This window comes from Bacillus sp. FJAT-27445 (assembly GCF_001510665.1).
Lineage (GTDB): Bacteria > Bacillota > Bacilli > Bacillales > Cytobacillaceae > Bacillus_D.
This window is the reverse complement of record NZ_LMTI01000005.1, coordinates 298,780-314,390: the sequence shown is the minus strand read 5'-3', so window position 1 is coordinate 314,390 and position 15,611 is coordinate 298,780. Positions and strand designations below refer to the sequence as shown.

Sequence of the window (15,611 nt, the reverse complement as noted above, 5' to 3'; positions counted from 1 at the left end):
TCCAGACAAAAACAATGAATAAAGAACAAATGTTCGCGTATAATAGGAACAGAAAGAAGGTGTTGAGATGAATGGAATGCTGCTCCGTTCAATGGAAGAAAACATGCCTCTTGAAGTGATTTATTTGTCCAAAAAAAATGAGCTTTCCCAGCGCAAAATGATTATTCGCGGCGTAAAGGGAAATGATGTCTATGCGTTTTGCCTGCTTCGGAACAAATTGCGCACGTTTAAGCTGGAAAACATCCTCTCGGCAAGGCCATACAAGCCAAAGCGTGTAAGCTAATATATATGGAAATAGAACCATTTCACGTAAATGGTTCTTTTCTTTCATCTTCAACTTTTGCAACAAAGCATTCCACCTTTTCGCTTGTGTATTCTTTTACAAGCTCTTTTGCCGGATCGGCCAGCAGCAATAATTCAATCGGCAGCCGCTCGTCCCTATTCAGTCTTCTGAGTCTCATGTTCTGCCCTCCCCTGGCTAACTTAAAAATGTGATGGATCGGATTTCATTTGCACTTAACCACTTTTTAACTATACCTCCCTATTTAACATAAATGATTTATAATTTTATCTTATTGATTATTTGCGTGTGTTTGGGGAAAATGATAGTTAAGGAAGATTGAATTGGATGGGAGTTGGTCACATGACAGAAATCAAGCACGGCAACAATGAGTTTTATATTGAGGAAGATGGCAAGGTAATTGGCCGGATTCAATATATCCCAAGCGGCACCGGGAAGGATGGCAAAGAAATTATTACCGTCACCCACACAATTGTCGACGAGGATCAAAATGGACGCGGACTAGGGAAAAAACTTGTATACCGGATCGGAGATTTTGCAAAGGAAGAACAGAAGCAGATTATCCCAGCCTGTTCGTTTGCGAAAAAAGTGCTGGAACGGAAAGAAGAGTATCGAGACCTACTCGCAGAATAGAAAGTGGCGGCTGAAACATTCAGCCACCACTTTTTCTCATTTCTGCTAGCACTTTGCTATCGATTCCCGCTACTTTTTCATGTTTATCCGGCAGTTTCACCCACTTATCCGGCAGTTTCTCCTTTTTATCCGGCAGTTTACTTGTTTTATCCGCAAATTTCAACCAACTTTTTTGAAAAGACCTCCAATAAAAAAAAGCCCGAAACCAATTAGATTCCAAGCTCTACTATATTCACCCAATCAATTCCACTTCGTTCAATTCCTCCGCCGCTTCCTCAAAATCGCGTTTGCGGTGGGCGAGCCTGGACGAAGCTGTTGCCACGATCGCGGCGACGATGTCATCCAGGAATGTATGGACGCTTTCCCCGCTTTTTGTGTCAAGGTCCCTGATGATGCCGATTTTGTTTTTATCTAGGTGCCCGAATGTGGTCACCGCAATGCTTCCATAACCAAGCGCGGCCCCGAAAGCGATGGTTTCATCTATGCCGAATAGCCCTTCGTCATTTTCCACAATCGATTGGAGCGGCTCGGACAGTTTTTTCTGTTCGGCAAGCTGGTCGAGCTCGACACCAACGAGGATGGCATGCTGAATTTCTCTTTTCAACAATACTTTTTCAACACTGTCGATGCATTCCTCAACCGTTAACCCGTCGTGGTATGGAATTTGCATTTCGTAAACGATAGCGGCAATCGCCTCTATTGCGACACCGCGTTCAATTAATCTACTTTTTGCAGCAGCCGTAACCACCCTGCTGTTCACTCTCACCATTTCCATTCCCCTTCCATGCTCCGCTATTATACTAACACTATCATAATTTGGATAACCTTCCATATTGTGAATACTTTCCGAAAAGCTTTTCATACAGGGTTATGGTAAAATGCATTTGAAAATCATCATTAAACCGGAGGAATTGCTATGGAATATCCGCGCGGAACTGTCCAGGAAGTTCTTTTTGAAAGTGAGGCTTTGGGCGAGTCTGTCCAGCTTCTGATTCACTTGCCTGCAACTTTCTCAACTCTTTACAAGTATTCTCTCCTAATTACCCAGGATGGCAATGATTACTTAAGGCTCGGCAGAATTGGAACGCTTACGGATGAACTTTTAGCAAAAAAAGAAATTGAAAACATCATTATAATTGGAATTCCATATAAGGACCCAGCCGACAGGCGCAGCAAATATCATCCACGCGGGGAAAAACATGGAGCCTATCTCCGCTTCCTCGCACACGAACTGGTCCCTTATCTGGACAGGGAATACCCGACATATCAAATGGGATCGACCCGTGCTCTTGCCGGTGATTCACTTGCCGGAACCGTTTCGCTTCTGGCAGCTCTCGCTTACCCGCACACATTTGGGAAAGTGCTTGCCCAGTCCCCTTTTGTAAATGAGGATGTCTTAAAGGCGGTTAGAGAAAGCGAGGGAACTCCACCACTCGATATCTACCATTCTGTTGGCAAGAAAGAAGATGCCGCGGAGCTTACAAACGGAAAAATCGCCGATTTCTTAACCCCAAACCGGGAACTTTCCAATCTTCTTTCTAAAAAGCCCTTCGGCTATCAGTATGGGGAATTCGAGGGCGGCCATGCATGGACCTATTGGCAGCCGGACTTAAGGGATGGTTTGAAGGCACTGTTTTAGGAAGAGAACACGGAGAAAAACCTTTTTGTCCTAAAGCTTTTTTCCTGTTTGCCAAGTTTAATACAGTACTTAAATCCCTTTATTCGACAGACTTTTTATCTATTTTTTCATTTGGCATTGTCCAGAATATATTTTCCAAGAAAAATTTGTTATAATATTCTGAAGGACAAATACCATAAGCTGTACTTTAGTACAGTAAATTGGACTCTTGGAGGTAGGTCGTATGAGATTCGGAGTTGCACTTTTTCCATCTAAACAGCTTCAGGACTGGGTAAATTCTTATCGCAAACGTTATGACCCGCATTATGCGCTTATTGCGCCGCACCTAACGCTAGTCAATGCGTTCGATGCAACTGAAGAGGAAGCCGAAACAATTGCTAAAAAACTTCGTGAGGCAGCAGAAAACCATGAACCTTTTAAATTCAGGACATCCAAGATTAGCTCCTTCCATCCAGTCAACAACGTTATTTATCTTAAGGTCGAACCGGATGAGAATATCACCGCCCTACACAAAGACCTAAATGAAACTCTAAACAGCCCAGGCCAGGATTTCAAATTCGTTCCTCACATCACAGTTGGCCAGAAGCTTTCAGACGATGAACATTTCGATGTGTATGGAACGCTGAAGATGCAGGGAATTGAACATGAAGAAGAAATTGACCGTTTCCACTTCCTCTATCAACTTGAAAACGGGCAGTGGACGGTATATGAGACATTCCGGCTTGGAAAGGAAACTGAATAAAAATATGAACGTCGTATTAATCAGCAGCGAGAAGGAAAAGCAGGACGCCTTTTCCGTCAGAAGAAAGGTATTTGTTGATGAACAGCAAGTACCGGAGGAAGAAGAAATTGATCAATATGAAGATGACTGCGCCCACTTTGTCCTTTACAACGTAACCGAGCCCCAGGGCGCCGGCCGTTTTCGGATTGTGGATGGTTATGGCAAGGTGGAACGGATATGTGTTTTAGCCGAAACACGGGGTACTGGCGCAGGCAAGGCTATCATGCGGAAAATAGAGGAATATGCGAAAGAACAGGGCGTCACAAAGCTAAAGCTAAACGCCCAGGTCCACGCAATTTCATTCTATGCCGGCCTTGGTTACGAGGTAGCATCCGATGAATTCCTCGATGCGGGCATCCCTCATAAAACAATGCTCAAAACTATTTAGGGAGAAAAGCTCTCGCCAGTTATCGGCAAGAGCTTTTTTTATGGTTATAAATAAAATTCACCTTGGATGTCGTCGGTACCAAATTCCTGGTTCATTGCCGAGTACTGTAGGCCGGACCAAACCGAAGCCGCTATAAAGAGGAAGCCAACCATTGCCCCCGCCCTGTAATATTCCAGCAAAATACATAGGATTGCAGTCCCCATCAGCAGCACAAGGCTGTATACGACGGACTTTTTCATTGCCCCGCCTCGTTTCTTCGTGATATACAGTATCTTTTCCTTACCCTGGCCAAAACCAATTTAAACCTAACTAAATTGCCCTCCCGCAAAAACAGGACAATCGAAACTATGAGGAAGGCTGAATGTCTGTTATCATAGAGTTCGTGTTATGACTGTTAGATATGGGGATAGTAGAATGAAATCAGCAATTTTTAAGAACAGTACCGTAAATTTACATACAATGAGCCGGGATCGTTATCAAAAAATATATATCGCCGGCAGGAATGGGGAGCTGTCATGCCCATCCTGTCTTGAGCCTGTACGCTTTTATTTAGGGATAGAACAAGAGCCGCATTTCTTCCATCTTTATCATCCCGATAAGGAATGCCGGGTTACAGAGGATATAGCCCCGGAAACCCGGGAGATTGAAGGCTTCAGGGTCCCAAAGGCCAAACCGGTGGGTGAGGGTTTCCAGGGTGCCCAGCTGCTCGCAGTTGGAGCGGGACCAGCTACTGCGGCACTGCCTTCCATTGAAAACCCACATGATTATTTGAAATTGCTCGAGGCCGAGGGCTTTACGCTCGACGGGAATCAGGCAGCAGCTGTAACTGGAACGGATGGGCCGATTCTTGTACTCGCGGGTGCGGGGAGCGGCAAAACACGAGTACTCACGGCGAGGACCGCTTATATGCTTGACGTAAGAGGTATCGACCCTTCAGAAATCATGCTGGTAACCTTTACGACGAAGGCCGCCCAGGAGATGAAGTCCAGGCTGCTCCGCTACCCGAACATGAAAAGCTCCTTGCTCTCTAAACTTGTTTCTGGAACATTCCATAGCATTTTCTACAGGATATTGATGCATGCGGACGGTTCAAGGTGGAATGGGGAAAGGCTTTTAAAAAAGGAGTGGCAGCGTGAGAAAATAATCAAAGATGCCGGCCGGGAGCTTGGCCTTTCGGAAAAGGATTTTGCCTATGACCTCGCTCTCCAGCAAATCGGTTTTTGGAAAAATTCGCTTCACGCGCCTTCGGAAGTAAAGCCCGGTTCGGAGTGGGAGGAAACAGCCCTCCTCCTTTACGAGCGCTATGAAAAATACAAGCAGCGGCAAGGCCTGTTTGATTTTGACGACATGCTTACCGGCTGTTATGATTTGTTCCGTACTTCGCCGGAAACCCTTGAAATGTACCAGGACCGGTTCAGTTATTTTTTGATTGACGAGTTCCAGGATATCAACAAGGTCCAATACGAATTGATTAGGATGCTGTCTGAACGGACCAAGAATGTCTGTGCTGTCGGCGATGACGATCAGACGATTTATTCGTTCCGCGGGAGCTCCCCTGAGTTCCTGCTGAATTTCGAACATGACTTCCCAGGTGCCAGGCTTGTGTTGCTCAGCCAGAATTATCGGTCGTCGATTGAGATTGTTTCAGCAGCGAACAGGATTATCTCCCATAATAAAAAAAGGCGCAAGAAGGAAATGGCCGCGCACTCATCCGCGGGGCTTCCTCCCGTTCTCTTCTTCCCGTATGACGAGGAAGAAGAAGCAACGATGATTATTACCGATATACAGGAAAAAATCGCGGCCGGCGCAAACCCGGACGATTTTGCCATTCTTTACCGGACACATGCCGGCTCGCGCGCGGTATTTGAACGGCTTGCCTCCTCGAACCTGCCATTCCGCCTCGACCTGGATGCGGAATCGTTCTATGAGCGCCGGACAGTGAAGACCGTCCTTGGTTTCTTGAGACTTGCTGTCGATGAAGACGACATCCAGGCCGTGTCATCCGTACTACCGGCACTTTTTTTAAAACAGGAGATTCTCTCGGATATAAAGGCTTCAACGATTCTTGATGACTGCACGGCCCTAGACGCGCTCGCTAGAGTAAAAACCGCACACGCCTTCCAGGTGAAAAAACTGAAGGCAGCCGCCGTGGCCATTAAAACGATGAAATCCCTGGCACCATTTGCCGCAATTGAGAAAATTGAAAAGGAACTGGGATTCCTTGATTATCTAAAAAAACGAGGCAGTGAAGGAAACAAGCTGGAGAAGGGCTCGGATGATGTAAAGGATCTAAAAGTCGCCGCTAAGAATTTCGACTCCATACCCGAGCTCCTTGAGCATGCCTCCCATATGGCGGCTATGAACAAAGAAATCAAGAATTTGGGCAAGCATTTTACAAATACGATTTCATTGAGCACCATCCACCGCGCGAAGGGGCTGGAGTATAAGACTGTTTATATTCTAGGCGCAGTCGACGGCAGCCTCCCGCATGATTATGCTCTTGAAAGCCTGCGGAACGGCGACAACGCTCCTCTTGAAGAGGAAAGGCGGCTCTTCTATGTCGCAATTACCCGGGCGATGGAGCGGCTGTATATTTCCGTACCTTCCATGCGCCGCAACCGCGCTGCCAACCCGACCAGGTTCCTGACCCCGGTGCGGAAGGATATGAAACGTTAATCATTTATTAAAAGAGGAGCTTCTGCCAAAGATGGCACAGCTCCTCTTTATTTTCTGACCCTCTAACGGACAAGCCCTAGATGCGGATTCTCCAAATCATATGATCAAACCCTTCGCCCCAATAGTCCTTCAATAAATAGTCCGGCTCGCCAAATTTCTTTTTCCAAATTTGCTGGGCATTTTTATAGCCGCTGTCGAGGCAACACGTTTCAATCCCCCTGCTTTTCATGGCGAAAAAAATGGCTTCCAGAAGCGAATTCCCAATCCCCCTTCGCTGGAAATCTGGATGGACAAAAACGGTTCCAACTTCCATAAACCCCTTTAACTCACTTAGCGTACACTCTTGAATAATGCTGCTCGCCGGCCCAAATTCAATTGAACCTATTATATTCCCCCCTATTTTTGCGATAAGAAAATACCGTTCCTTGCCACCTGTCTCTAAGTCTTTTTTCAGGTAAGCTTCCTTTGTTTTTATTTCCTCCTCCAAGTCATCAACTTTTCCACTTATTCCTTCCTTCTCGTATGTATCCGTAATGACTGTCCGAAAAAAACGAAGCAGTTCCTCATTATCACTGCTTACCGGCCTTTTCATTTCAATATCCATTTACCTATCCCCTTGTTTGAATATACGTTCGTCCTACTGTCAATGATAAAGGAGAGGTGAAAATGATGGAAGATAAAACATATACCGCAGCTGAACTTTCTGAGCAACTTGTAAATGACATTAAATCCTTTGAAAAAACGATAAGCGGACAGGCAAATAAAAATCTTGTTGTCATTGCTTATGAAAAGGAAGATACCGACACTCTCCAGGCTTAACGATGCACGGACAGATGTAAAACAAAAACAGAAGTCCGGCCAAATCATGGAGCGGCCGGACTTCTGTTATTTTTTGTTCAGCATATTCGTGATGGTATTAAAATCGAGTGATTTGCCATCCTTGATGATGGACTGGACAATTGCATCCTCGGTTTCCTTATTTACTGGCTTGCGGGCAATCTGGGACACACGCTGAATGACGCTTCGGACTGTCTTTTCGTCTTTAAAATTCGCGTTTTGCAGGGACGCGGCAAGGTCAAAGATGTCCTTCATGTTTACGCCGGTCTTTTTTTCAATGTTTTTAAAAAAGCCGTTATCCATTATGTCATCACGCTCCTTCATAGGCTACTTTATAGTATGAAGGAGCATCAAGAGTGTGAAAGGAAAGTTGATCATTACCTGGGAACAAAAGAAAAAGCCCGGTTGGACTGCCAGCCGGGCCTATCCTTCTATCTTAGTAGAAGCTAGCGCCTACAATGATCAATAGAATGAACAGTACAACAATTAAGACAAAACTTGACCCGAAACCATAGCCTCCGCCATAGCCATAGCCTCCGCCATAGCCATATCCGCAGCCACCAAATCCGAAGCACATAGATAGTCACCTCACTTTTCTACTTTCACTACTACAATATGTGAAGTGCAGACAAAGTGTATAGGCCTCATCCCATCCGCTTTTTTATCCTATTAAAAAAATTTATCCCTAAAAGGTTCAATTGGTAAGATACAGTGAAACTTACTGCTCTGTGTTTCAGCGTCCTCACTTTAACCCTTGGGCTTGAATAAGAGCGCGCCGATAAAGCCGAAGATGATTGCGGCTGAAATCCCTGAGCTGGTTACTTCGAACATGCCGGTCAACACACCGATGATTCCATGCTGTTCAGCCTCCTGAAGCGCTCCGTGGACGAGCGAGTTGCCAAAGCTGGTGATAGGGACGGTAGCACCGGCCCCGGCGAAATCCATAAATGGTTCATAGAGGCCAAAGCCATCCAGCACAGCCCCGATGACGACCATCAGGCTCAGCATATGCCCCGGGGTCAGTTTGCCAATATCAAGCATCAGCTGTCCGCCCACGCAAATCAGCCCGCCGATAACAAACGCCCAAAAAAACATTGCCAGCATTGTATTACCTCCCGTCCATTTCAATTGAAACCGCGTGCGCGATACAAGGTATACTTTCGCCTTGCTGGAAAGTAAGCGGGGACAGCAGAGCCCCGGTTGCAACAACAAGAATGCGCCTGTATGTCCCTTTTTTCATTTCGTTCAATAAATGGCCATATACAACGATCGCCGAACAGCCGGCACCGCTTGCCCCTGCCTGGACAGGTTGATCGTCTTTGTAAATCATGATTCCACAGTCTCTGAACTTGTCCTTTTTAATCGAAAGGCCCTTATCCGTTAGGAGCTCATAGGCCGCATTGCTGCCGACCTTTGCAAGATCACCCGTTACAATTAAATCGTAGTAGGACGGATCGCGGCCGGTATCGGTAAAATGAGCTGAAATCGTATCGGCGGCAGCTGGTGCCATCGCGCCTCCCATATTGAACGGATCGGTCAGGCCCATGTCAACCACCTTGCCAACCGTTGCTGCTGTTATGTAGGGAAGTGTCCCCGAACCATTATTTTTTTGTAAAAGGGCCATGCCCGCTCCGCTCGCCGTCCACTGAGCAGTCGGCGGTTTCTGTCCACCGTATTCCGTTGGATACCTAAATTGTTTCTCAACCGCCGCATTGTGGCTGGATGCACCAGTAAGGATGTACTCCGCTCCACCGTAATTGAGGATGAAGGCTCCTAGCGCAAGGCCTTCCATTGATGTTGAACAGGCGCCGAATAGGCCGAAATAGGGTATCTGTACTTTTCTTGCCGCAAAGCTTGTCGGAGTGATTTGGTTTATTAAGTCCCCAGCCAAAAAGAATTGTACGTCCTTACCGGTAACGCCCCCTTTTTTAAGGGCTGTATCGACCGATTTATCAATCAGGAGCCGGTGTGCTTTTTCGTAGCTGTCCTCTCCCATCCACAAATCATCGTGAAGGATGTCAAAATCATCCGCAAGATTGCCGGCCGCCTCGAATGGCCCGCCGGTTACACCCGTCGCCAAAATTTCCGGCTTGTTGTCAAAGATCCAAGTTTGGCTGCCCTTAAGCATTAAATGACCCCCCACATTGTCAGCAAAGTTTTAATAAGGGCTACGACAAATGCCGAAAACACCCCAAAGAGGATAACTGAGCCGGCAAGCTTGAACATATTGCCTCCAACCCCCAGGACAAAGCCTTCCGTCCTATGCTCAATCGCCGCTGAAATGACCGCGTTCCCAAATCCTGTTACAGGTACGGCACTTCCCGCACCGGCATATTGGCCAAGATGGTCATAAACGCCAAACCCCGTGAGCAGCATGGAGATGAACACCAACGTAGCAACCGTCGGATTCCCGGCAGTTTGTTCGGTAAAATTAAAAAAATATATATAAAAGTAGCTGATAGCCTGCCCGACGCCGCAGATTACCCCGCCAACCCAAAAAGCCTTTAGGCAGTTCTTGGCCACAGGCCGCTTCAGTTCATGCTTTTTTTGAATTTTTTCATACTTTTCCTGCTCGGCCGTCTTTTGCTGTGTGCCACCCATCCTTATGCCTCCTCACGTTTTCTCTTGCTGCAATTTAATGATTTGCTGGAGGCGGCCCTCAGCCTCTTTACCGGATAATTTGCGGTTTTTCATGCCTTCCTGCAGCCTTGTTGCTTCAAGAAAAATTTTATAGTCGCTCGAAACGGTGAAATTCGCATCCGGGTATTCCTTTTCAAGCTTTTTGGTCAACTCCTTTTCTATGGCCTTCATCCTGAAGCGCTGAAGATGCTTCACCTTGTAGGCGACCAGGATATCCTTCTTTCCCTTTACAACAGCAACGTCATACAGCTCAGGCATCGAAGCGACTTCTTTTTTGACGTCCTGTTCAGATACCTGGGATTTGCTGCTCTGGGTATGTATAGGCACAGGATTGGTCGTTTTCATGAGGGCAAGCCTTGTTTTATTCGTATCATCCCTGCCCTGGCAAGCAGTCCCCGCCAACACGGCCACCGTTACTGCAATGATTAACGTTGTTTTCTTCATAGTCCAACCCTCCCTGCCTATTTCCATTTGTTTTTATTTTTTGCAGGAGGCGTGAATTTATCCTTACTGTTTAAAAAAACGCTTTACGGTTTGATGAATGGTTGAGCATCGAAAAAAAATTATACTGGCCTATTTTACAAAAATAAAAAAGCTGTCCCCGTAAGGCAGCCTTTTAGTTATCTATTTCGCTTTTTGTGCCCGCCGCAGCCGCATCCCTTTTTCTTTTTGCCAGTGGCCTGCTTTGGTTCGAGCTGGCTTGCTGCCATCGTTTCTGGTCTGGCTTTTGGGACGGGCCGTTTCCTGCTCCTATCCATTCCTTCAGCTCCTTTGAAATATTTCCCTGCACTATATTCTATGTGCCAGGGAGGAGCATGTTCACTTCAGTCGCCTAGAAGCCGCCCGATTATCGTTTCGATTATGCTTCCCACTGCCGCAACAGCAAGAATAAGGATAAAAGGGACCCCGAATTTCGGTATAAAGAAGTAGACACCAAGGAGGCCGGCGCTTACCCACATGCCAGTGCACCAGTAACAACTGATCAATTCGCCAATCCATTTCCGGATTTCGCCAGGTTTCGGGACGATATACACATCTCCATCTTCCGTAACCTCATCCAAGAAGGGAGCCCTGATAAATTCGGCAATTTTATCGTACACAATCACCCTTGTCAGCCTAAATGAAGCAAGGCCGATCAACGCCAGCAATTCAAGTGAGAAGTTTTCCATTTGCATCTCTCCCTTTATCCCTTTTAAAAGCAGGCTCGTATTCCTGATGAAAATAACTAAAAATAGGCGGTTTGCCCATCCCACCTTTCCAATCCCAACATAGTCTGATAATGCAAATACTTTTCATCTAAAAGGAGGAGAATCCATGAGTTGTGGTTCAGATTTCTTCACGAGCAATTGTGTATGTGATACATTGCTCGCAATCGTGGAAGCCCAAGATAAAATTAGCCCAGTAATGGACGAATGCACGTTTGGCTGCAGCAGGGCAATTAAAGAACTAGTGGGCGGCGTCAACACCTCAGGTGCTGATTCCATTCCGGTCATCCTAATCTGCAAAAGCACTTGTGCACCGTTCCAGGCCACCGGAGTTAGGAGAGATACCCAATCTCCGCAAACACCTTTTGAAGTCGTTTGCGGCTGCGTTTTCCGGGTCATCGATGTAGATCCAGAAACTTGCTGCGCAACCCTTGAAATTTTGGGCATCCAAAGAGGCGAAGGGGCAAATGCCGACTTTACCTTATGTGAAGCAGAAAATCAGAATAGCGGCTTTGGCTGTGTAGAAAATCTTAATAATGCAAGAGCCCTCGTACGCTCCGGCGTCTGCATAACCGTTGACCTCAACTGCTTCTGCGGCGTTTCCTGCATATTCCCGCAAAACCTGCTTTAATCATTGGCAGACTGTTTCACTTGGAATGAAACAGTCTTTTTTTTATGGAGTATTTTTTGAAAAAAAGAGTGCTATATCTTTCCATACATATGCCACCACGGAATCGTTTTTTCCTAAAAAATTCGTTCTTTCCCTGAGAAGATTACTTAAAAAAAAGAAGCGGCCTTTTCCAGACAGCTTCCTCTTTCGGTTTATTTTTTTAATTGTAGTTCAGTTATATCGTCAATTTTGATAATTTTCATTTGATTGCCGGTCTTGATTCGGAGCTTGTTTCCACGTTTGCTTTCAATCTGAAAAATAATTGGTTCTCCATTCACAACGGCTTGAACATATGGGCGTTCGAGGAAAATGGGATATCGGGCCAGAGTCGTGGCCAGGCGCCAAATTTTCTTTTTGTTCTCATCTATTTCCTTTAGTTCATTAATGGCCGGCTTTGAATCGGTTAGCTTTGCGGGAGTGGATACGTGCGTTTCAACAGGCTGGACTTCCTTTTCTTTCATAAGCTGGAGAAAGTATTGAACAAGTGCCGTCTGCTTTGTCGAATCCTTAATCTTTTCTGGATTAGAAATTTCCGCATCACCCGACACTGTGGCTTCCTCTTTCGTGTGTTCCATTTGGACCTGATCGGCTGCCACGTTATCATCTTCCAGTCCAAATTCCACTTTCGGAGGAAAAACCCATGTCTGTTGCTTGGCTTCAGGAGCTAATTCCGTTTCAGCCATTGGCATGTTCTCCGCCTGGCTAGCAGGCACTGTCCCTTCTGCCTCTTCAATGAACGATTCTCCAATCTCCTTTACGGGGTGAACCTGCTCTTCCTTCCTCTTCCTCCAAATGAAATAATCTTGCATTTGCTGCCGCCCCCCGGGCAAATCCGGCTGAACGATATAAAGCATTGGCTTTGGGGCACTTTTTTGTTTATCCATCCTCATCCCTCATTTCACTTATTAGGAACTCCACTTATTATAAGTATGCATTGGGTGGATAAGTGGTTAAGCACGGGGCTTAACAAAGGAGCCCATCCTGGCTTTGCCAAATGCAAAAAAATCCCGCCTCCAGTATGAAGGCGGGAAGATAACAATATGTTTTACTTAAAGAATGTGGTAGCCGGAGTCAACATGAATGTTTTCGCCGGTAATCCCGCGGGACATGTCACTGAATAGGAATACAGCTGTGTCGCCTACTTCCTCAGTTGTTGTCGCGCGGCGGAGCGGAGCTTTTTCTTCAATTTCCTTCAGGATGAGGTTGAAATCGCTGACCCCTTTTGCTGACAATGTCCGAATTGGCCCAGCGGAAATGGAATTGACACGAATATTATCCTTGCCCAGGTCTGCAGCAAGATAGCGGACGCTGGCATCAAGAGAAGCTTTTGCGACTCCCATTACATTATAGTTTGTGATAGCGCGTTCGCCGCCAAGGTATGTCATTGTCACAATGCTCCCGCCTTCAGGCATCATGCCGCGCGCTTCCTTCACAACCGCCGTCAATGAATAGGCTGAAATATTATGCGCAAGCAGGAAGCCGTCACGAGTCGTATTCAAGTATTCACCCGTTAGCTCTTCTTTATTGGCAAAAGCAATGCAATGCGCAATGCCATTGATAGAGCCAACTTCTTCTTTGATTTTGGAGAAGCACTCCCTGATTTCTTCATCTGATGTAATATCGCATGGCAGAACGAGCGTATCTTCTGCTTCCAGTGATTCGGCCAGTTCACGGACTGAATCTCCAAAACGCTCACCAGCGTATGTAAAAATGAGGCGAGCTCCTGCTGTGTGCAGCGACCTGGCAATTCCCCATGCAATGCTTCGCTTATTTGCAACTCCCATTACCACATATGTTTTTCCTTTTAATGATAAACCCATTATAATAATCCCCCTGTTAATACAAGTTATTAGTAGTTGGTACTAATTGTACACTAATTTAGTTAAAATGAAAAGCATTCTACATGACATATGTCATATTTACCATCTTGATAGTGGAAATGTTCTATGTTCAAAGTGTGCCCATATAAGGAAGTGTTGAACCGAAATAAGGAAAAAATAGAGAAACTAAAGTGAGGGTAGAATGATAGCAGGCGCAAAATGTTTTGCTGCCGGCCACCGCTTATTTACGTACTTTTTATCTAGGTTAGGGGCAAAGAATGTTTTTCCGGAGGATTAGGATGAAAATCGATATAATCGGCGATATACACGGATGCTTTAGTGAGTTTGAAAAATTGACGCTCGAGCTAGGCTACCAGTGGGGGCAGGGCATCCCTCTCCATCCTGCTGGCCGCAACCTCGCTTTTCTCGGCGATTTGACTGATCGGGGCCCTGCCTCGTTGAAAACAGTCCATCTCGTTTGGGAGCTCGCCGTAAAAAGAAAAATTGCCTATTATTCGCCAGGAAACCACTGTAACAAGCTTTACAGATATTTCCTCAGCAATAAAGTGCAAATTTCGCATGGCCTTGAAACTACCGTTTCGGAATTCGAGGCCTTGAATCGAGAGGAACAGAACCAGGTAAAAGGACGGTTCATCCAGCTCTATGAGCAAGCCCCTCTTTACCAGGTACTTGATAATGGGTCACTGGTCATTGCCCATGCCGGAATCCGCAAAGACTATATTGGCAAACATACTGCCAAAGTAAGAACCTTTGTCCTTTATGGGGACATAACGGGAGAAACGAATCATGATGGAACCCCAGTTAGGAGGGATTGGGCGTTAAATTACCCAGGCAAGCCAATTGTTGTTTATGGCCACACGCCTGTCAGGGAACCGAGAATTGTCAATGGGACCTACAACATCGATACAGGAGCAGTCTTTGGCGGAAAACTGACAGCACTCCGCTATCCGGAAATGGAGCTAGTATCCGTCCCCTCTTCAATGCCGCTTGTGGAGGAAAAGTTCCGCCAGTTCCCGTAAAACAAAACGTAGGCAGGCTGTCCAATTCGTATGGACAGTACCTATGTTCACTGCTCCGCCAGTAAAGCAGCCATATCTGAGGGCAACGGAGCTTTGAACGTCAACTGACTGTCCCGCATTGGGTGATAAAAGCTGATTTCACGGCAATGGAGCGCCTGGCGAGTAATCTGGGTTATACTGCCCCCATACAAATCATCGCCAAGAAGGGGATGGCCGATGAAAGCGAGATGGACCCGGATTTGGTGGGTCCTTCCCGTTTCCAGCCTGAGCCTTACCCGCGTGAACCGGCCTTCGTGAATTCCGGTAACTAAGTAATGCGTGCAGGCATACTGGCCGTCGGAGCGGACCTCCCGCTCAATGATGCTGTCCGCCTTTCTCCCGATTGGCTGTTCGATTTTCCCAGACCGCTCTAAAAATTCCCCCTCGGCAAACGCTTCATACTCCCGCCTGACCCCGCCAGCTTTCTGTTGCTTGCTTAACAGATGATGGACGTGCCGGTGCTTGGCTACCAGCACTAGCCCCGACGTGTCCCGGTCAAGCCTTGTCACAATATGCGAGGTCGCCGCTAAACCAATTGTTTCATAATAGCCGACTAGGCCATTGGCTAGGCTGCCAAATGGATGTTCGCGCGATGGGATTGTGTTCATCGCAGGCGGCTTGTTGATTACGAGTATATATTCATCTTCGTAGACGATTTCAAGCGGGATGTTTTCCCCCCTGACTCCAGGCGAGGGCTCTTCAACAGGGAAGGAAACCGTGGCCACGTCCCCTTCTGAAAGTAAATAACGGACGGTCACCTCCCGGCCATTTGCCAGGATGCTGCCGCCCTTGAATTTTATATCAGTAAGCGCTGTGGAACTGATTTCCTTTTCCTTCAGAAACTCCCTCATCATTTTACCTGAATCGGCATGGCCGATTTTCCACTGCAATGTAAAGCGGCTAGATGCCATGTGCTATACCTCTGTTTCATTTAATCCTGCC

At 46.5% G+C, this 15,611-nt stretch carries 25 protein-coding genes; 9 read left to right on the top strand and 16 right to left on the bottom strand.

Going from position 1 to position 15,611, the window contains the following annotated elements; genetic code table 11:
- Window positions 1-67: 67 nt before the first annotated feature.
- Window positions 68-283 (top strand): hypothetical protein, encoded by a 216-nt coding sequence (locus AR337_RS16215; RefSeq protein WP_059173055.1) that lies wholly within the window; start codon window positions 68-70, stop codon window positions 281-283.
- Window positions 284-305: 22 nt separating this feature from the next.
- Here AR337_RS16215 and AR337_RS23265 read toward each other — a convergent pair whose 3' ends face one another.
- The gene (locus tag AR337_RS23265) at window positions 306-461 is read right to left on the bottom strand and encodes a hypothetical protein (protein WP_156424428.1); all 156 of its coding nucleotides are present in this window, start codon (window positions 459-461) and stop codon (window positions 306-308) included.
- A gap of 182 nt (window positions 462-643) precedes the next feature.
- On the opposite strand from AR337_RS23265, the gene AR337_RS16210 reads away from it, so the two are divergent.
- A complete protein-coding gene (locus AR337_RS16210; RefSeq protein WP_059173054.1) occupies window positions 644-934 on the top strand; it encodes a GNAT family N-acetyltransferase in 291 nt (96 codons plus the stop codon).
- Window positions 935-953: 19 nt separating this feature from the next.
- Here the strand turns inward: AR337_RS16210 and AR337_RS23260 are convergent, their stop codons facing one another.
- Window positions 954-1,154: a hypothetical protein gene (locus tag AR337_RS23260; RefSeq protein ID WP_156424427.1), complete on the bottom strand. Its 201-nt coding sequence runs from the start codon at window positions 1,152-1,154 to the stop codon at window positions 954-956.
- A 12-nt stretch (window positions 1,155-1,166) separates the two neighbouring features.
- Window positions 1,167-1,703: a phosphatidylglycerophosphatase A gene (locus AR337_RS16205; protein ID WP_059173053.1), complete on the bottom strand. Its 537-nt coding sequence runs from the start codon at window positions 1,701-1,703 to the stop codon at window positions 1,167-1,169.
- A gap of 147 nt (window positions 1,704-1,850) precedes the next feature.
- Between AR337_RS16205 and AR337_RS16200 the strand changes: the two genes are divergently transcribed.
- The 3 genes from AR337_RS16200 to AR337_RS16190 all read left to right on the top strand — a co-directional run bounded on the left by AR337_RS16200 (window position 1,851) and on the right by AR337_RS16190 (window position 3,742).
- Window positions 1,851-2,573 carry an esterase family protein gene (locus AR337_RS16200; protein WP_059173052.1) on the top strand — a complete coding sequence of 241 codons (723 nt, stop codon included), beginning with the start codon at window positions 1,851-1,853 and terminating at the stop codon, window positions 2,571-2,573.
- 223 nt (window positions 2,574-2,796) lie between these two features.
- The gene (locus AR337_RS16195; RefSeq protein WP_059173051.1) at window positions 2,797-3,315 is read left to right on the top strand and encodes a 2'-5' RNA ligase family protein; all 519 of its coding nucleotides are present in this window, start codon (window positions 2,797-2,799) and stop codon (window positions 3,313-3,315) included.
- Between the two features lie 4 nt (window positions 3,316-3,319).
- On the top strand, window positions 3,320-3,742 hold the full coding sequence (locus tag AR337_RS16190; RefSeq protein ID WP_059173299.1) for a GNAT family N-acetyltransferase: 423 nt from the start codon (window positions 3,320-3,322) through the stop codon (window positions 3,740-3,742).
- 44 nt (window positions 3,743-3,786) lie between these two features.
- On the opposite strand, the gene AR337_RS16185 is transcribed toward AR337_RS16190, so the two are convergent.
- Window positions 3,787-3,981, bottom strand: coding sequence for a hypothetical protein (locus tag AR337_RS16185; RefSeq protein WP_059173050.1), 195 nt, complete (start codon window positions 3,979-3,981; stop codon window positions 3,787-3,789).
- 175 nt (window positions 3,982-4,156) lie between these two features.
- Here AR337_RS16185 and AR337_RS16180 point away from each other — a divergent pair, with 175 nt between their 5' ends.
- Window positions 4,157-6,418: a UvrD-helicase domain-containing protein gene (locus tag AR337_RS16180; RefSeq protein WP_059173049.1), complete on the top strand. Its 2,262-nt coding sequence runs from the start codon at window positions 4,157-4,159 to the stop codon at window positions 6,416-6,418.
- Between the two features lie 76 nt (window positions 6,419-6,494).
- Here AR337_RS16180 and AR337_RS16175 read toward each other — a convergent pair whose 3' ends face one another.
- Window positions 6,495-7,022 (bottom strand): GNAT family N-acetyltransferase, encoded by a 528-nt coding sequence (locus AR337_RS16175; protein ID WP_059173048.1) that lies wholly within the window; start codon window positions 7,020-7,022, stop codon window positions 6,495-6,497.
- Between the two features lie 62 nt (window positions 7,023-7,084).
- Between AR337_RS16175 and AR337_RS23255 the strand changes: the two genes are divergently transcribed.
- Window positions 7,085-7,237, top strand: a complete 153-nt coding sequence (locus tag AR337_RS23255; protein ID WP_156424426.1) for a hypothetical protein — start codon at window positions 7,085-7,087, stop codon at window positions 7,235-7,237.
- A gap of 66 nt (window positions 7,238-7,303) precedes the next feature.
- On the opposite strand, the gene AR337_RS16170 is transcribed toward AR337_RS23255, so the two are convergent.
- The 8 genes from AR337_RS16170 to AR337_RS16145 form a co-directional block, all read right to left on the bottom strand.
- A complete protein-coding gene (locus AR337_RS16170) occupies window positions 7,304-7,558 on the bottom strand; it encodes a stage VI sporulation protein F (protein ID WP_059173047.1) in 255 nt (84 codons plus the stop codon).
- A gap of 133 nt (window positions 7,559-7,691) precedes the next feature.
- Window positions 7,692-7,832, bottom strand: a complete 141-nt coding sequence (locus tag AR337_RS22810; protein WP_082687018.1) for a YjcZ family sporulation protein — start codon at window positions 7,830-7,832, stop codon at window positions 7,692-7,694.
- 170 nt (window positions 7,833-8,002) lie between these two features.
- Window positions 8,003-8,359 carry a stage V sporulation protein AE gene (gene spoVAE, locus AR337_RS16165; protein ID WP_059173046.1) on the bottom strand — a complete coding sequence of 119 codons (357 nt, stop codon included), beginning with the start codon at window positions 8,357-8,359 and terminating at the stop codon, window positions 8,003-8,005.
- A 4-nt stretch (window positions 8,360-8,363) separates the two neighbouring features.
- Window positions 8,364-9,383: a stage V sporulation protein AD gene (spoVAD, locus tag AR337_RS16160; protein WP_059173045.1), complete on the bottom strand. Its 1,020-nt coding sequence runs from the start codon at window positions 9,381-9,383 to the stop codon at window positions 8,364-8,366.
- Complete coding sequence (gene spoVAC, locus AR337_RS16155) at window positions 9,383-9,856, bottom strand: stage V sporulation protein AC (protein ID WP_059173044.1); 474 nt, start codon at window positions 9,854-9,856, stop codon at window positions 9,383-9,385. Before spoVAC ends, spoVAD begins: the two co-directional genes overlap by 1 nt.
- Before the next feature lie 12 nt (window positions 9,857-9,868).
- Window positions 9,869-10,339 (bottom strand): YhcN/YlaJ family sporulation lipoprotein, encoded by a 471-nt coding sequence (locus tag AR337_RS16150; RefSeq protein WP_059173043.1) that lies wholly within the window; start codon window positions 10,337-10,339, stop codon window positions 9,869-9,871.
- A 176-nt stretch (window positions 10,340-10,515) separates the two neighbouring features.
- On the bottom strand, window positions 10,516-10,653 hold the full coding sequence (locus tag AR337_RS23250; protein WP_156424425.1) for a hypothetical protein: 138 nt from the start codon (window positions 10,651-10,653) through the stop codon (window positions 10,516-10,518).
- Between the two features lie 66 nt (window positions 10,654-10,719).
- The gene (locus tag AR337_RS16145) at window positions 10,720-11,064 is read right to left on the bottom strand and encodes a DUF1360 domain-containing protein (RefSeq protein WP_059173298.1); all 345 of its coding nucleotides are present in this window, start codon (window positions 11,062-11,064) and stop codon (window positions 10,720-10,722) included.
- A gap of 145 nt (window positions 11,065-11,209) precedes the next feature.
- On the opposite strand from AR337_RS16145, the gene AR337_RS16140 reads away from it, so the two are divergent.
- Window positions 11,210-11,731: a CotY/CotZ family spore coat protein gene (locus tag AR337_RS16140; protein WP_059173042.1), complete on the top strand. Its 522-nt coding sequence runs from the start codon at window positions 11,210-11,212 to the stop codon at window positions 11,729-11,731.
- A 191-nt stretch (window positions 11,732-11,922) separates the two neighbouring features.
- Here AR337_RS16140 and AR337_RS16135 read toward each other — a convergent pair whose 3' ends face one another.
- Together AR337_RS16135 and fabI are read right to left on the bottom strand one after the other, a co-directional pair.
- On the bottom strand, window positions 11,923-12,654 hold the full coding sequence (locus tag AR337_RS16135) for a hypothetical protein (protein WP_059173041.1): 732 nt from the start codon (window positions 12,652-12,654) through the stop codon (window positions 11,923-11,925).
- A gap of 165 nt (window positions 12,655-12,819) precedes the next feature.
- A complete protein-coding gene (fabI, locus tag AR337_RS16130; RefSeq protein WP_059173040.1) occupies window positions 12,820-13,590 on the bottom strand; it encodes an enoyl-ACP reductase FabI in 771 nt (256 codons plus the stop codon).
- Window positions 13,591-13,889: 299 nt separating this feature from the next.
- Here fabI and prpE point away from each other — a divergent pair, with 299 nt between their 5' ends.
- Window positions 13,890-14,630: a bis(5'-nucleosyl)-tetraphosphatase PrpE gene (gene prpE, locus AR337_RS16125; protein ID WP_059173039.1), complete on the top strand. Its 741-nt coding sequence runs from the start codon at window positions 13,890-13,892 to the stop codon at window positions 14,628-14,630.
- 47 nt (window positions 14,631-14,677) lie between these two features.
- On the opposite strand, the gene AR337_RS16120 is transcribed toward prpE, so the two are convergent.
- The gene (locus AR337_RS16120; protein WP_059173038.1) at window positions 14,678-15,580 is read right to left on the bottom strand and encodes an RluA family pseudouridine synthase; all 903 of its coding nucleotides are present in this window, start codon (window positions 15,578-15,580) and stop codon (window positions 14,678-14,680) included.
- Window positions 15,581-15,611: the final 31 nt, after the last annotated feature.

Bases quoted from the DNA above. Each gene is read 5' to 3' on its own strand.
- AR337_RS16215 (WP_059173055.1), top strand. From the start codon at position 68: ATGAATGGAATGCTGCTCCGTTCAATGGAAGAAAACATGCCTCTTGAA.
- AR337_RS23265 (WP_156424428.1), bottom strand. From the start codon at position 461: ATGAGACTCAGAAGACTGAATAGGGACGAGCGGCTGCCGATTGAATTA.
- AR337_RS16210 (WP_059173054.1), top strand. From the start codon at position 644: ATGACAGAAATCAAGCACGGCAACAATGAGTTTTATATTGAGGAAGAT.
- AR337_RS16205 (WP_059173053.1), bottom strand. From the start codon at position 1,703: ATGGTGAGAGTGAACAGCAGGGTGGTTACGGCTGCTGCAAAAAGTAGA.
- AR337_RS16200 (WP_059173052.1), top strand. From the start codon at position 1,851: ATGGAATATCCGCGCGGAACTGTCCAGGAAGTTCTTTTTGAAAGTGAG.
- AR337_RS16195 (WP_059173051.1), top strand. From the start codon at position 2,797: ATGAGATTCGGAGTTGCACTTTTTCCATCTAAACAGCTTCAGGACTGG.
- AR337_RS16190 (WP_059173299.1), top strand. From the start codon at position 3,320: ATGAACGTCGTATTAATCAGCAGCGAGAAGGAAAAGCAGGACGCCTTT.
- AR337_RS16185 (WP_059173050.1), bottom strand. From the start codon at position 3,981: ATGAAAAAGTCCGTCGTATACAGCCTTGTGCTGCTGATGGGGACTGCA.
- AR337_RS16180 (WP_059173049.1), top strand. From the start codon at position 4,157: ATGAAATCAGCAATTTTTAAGAACAGTACCGTAAATTTACATACAATG.
- AR337_RS16175 (WP_059173048.1), bottom strand. From the start codon at position 7,022: ATGGATATTGAAATGAAAAGGCCGGTAAGCAGTGATAATGAGGAACTG.
- AR337_RS23255 (WP_156424426.1), top strand. From the start codon at position 7,085: ATGATGGAAGATAAAACATATACCGCAGCTGAACTTTCTGAGCAACTT.
- AR337_RS16170 (WP_059173047.1), bottom strand. From the start codon at position 7,558: ATGGATAACGGCTTTTTTAAAAACATTGAAAAAAAGACCGGCGTAAAC.
- AR337_RS22810 (WP_082687018.1), bottom strand. From the start codon at position 7,832: ATGTGCTTCGGATTTGGTGGCTGCGGATATGGCTATGGCGGAGGCTAT.
- spoVAE (WP_059173046.1), bottom strand. From the start codon at position 8,359: ATGCTGGCAATGTTTTTTTGGGCGTTTGTTATCGGCGGGCTGATTTGC.
- spoVAD (WP_059173045.1), bottom strand. From the start codon at position 9,383: ATGCTTAAGGGCAGCCAAACTTGGATCTTTGACAACAAGCCGGAAATT.
- spoVAC (WP_059173044.1), bottom strand. From the start codon at position 9,856: ATGGGTGGCACACAGCAAAAGACGGCCGAGCAGGAAAAGTATGAAAAA.
- AR337_RS16150 (WP_059173043.1), bottom strand. From the start codon at position 10,339: ATGAAGAAAACAACGTTAATCATTGCAGTAACGGTGGCCGTGTTGGCG.
- AR337_RS23250 (WP_156424425.1), bottom strand. From the start codon at position 10,653: ATGGATAGGAGCAGGAAACGGCCCGTCCCAAAAGCCAGACCAGAAACG.
- AR337_RS16145 (WP_059173298.1), bottom strand. From the start codon at position 11,064: ATGGAAAACTTCTCACTTGAATTGCTGGCGTTGATCGGCCTTGCTTCA.
- AR337_RS16140 (WP_059173042.1), top strand. From the start codon at position 11,210: ATGAGTTGTGGTTCAGATTTCTTCACGAGCAATTGTGTATGTGATACA.
- AR337_RS16135 (WP_059173041.1), bottom strand. From the start codon at position 12,654: ATGGATAAACAAAAAAGTGCCCCAAAGCCAATGCTTTATATCGTTCAG.
- fabI (WP_059173040.1), bottom strand. From the start codon at position 13,590: ATGGGTTTATCATTAAAAGGAAAAACATATGTGGTAATGGGAGTTGCA.
- prpE (WP_059173039.1), top strand. From the start codon at position 13,890: ATGAAAATCGATATAATCGGCGATATACACGGATGCTTTAGTGAGTTT.
- AR337_RS16120 (WP_059173038.1), bottom strand. From the start codon at position 15,580: ATGGCATCTAGCCGCTTTACATTGCAGTGGAAAATCGGCCATGCCGAT.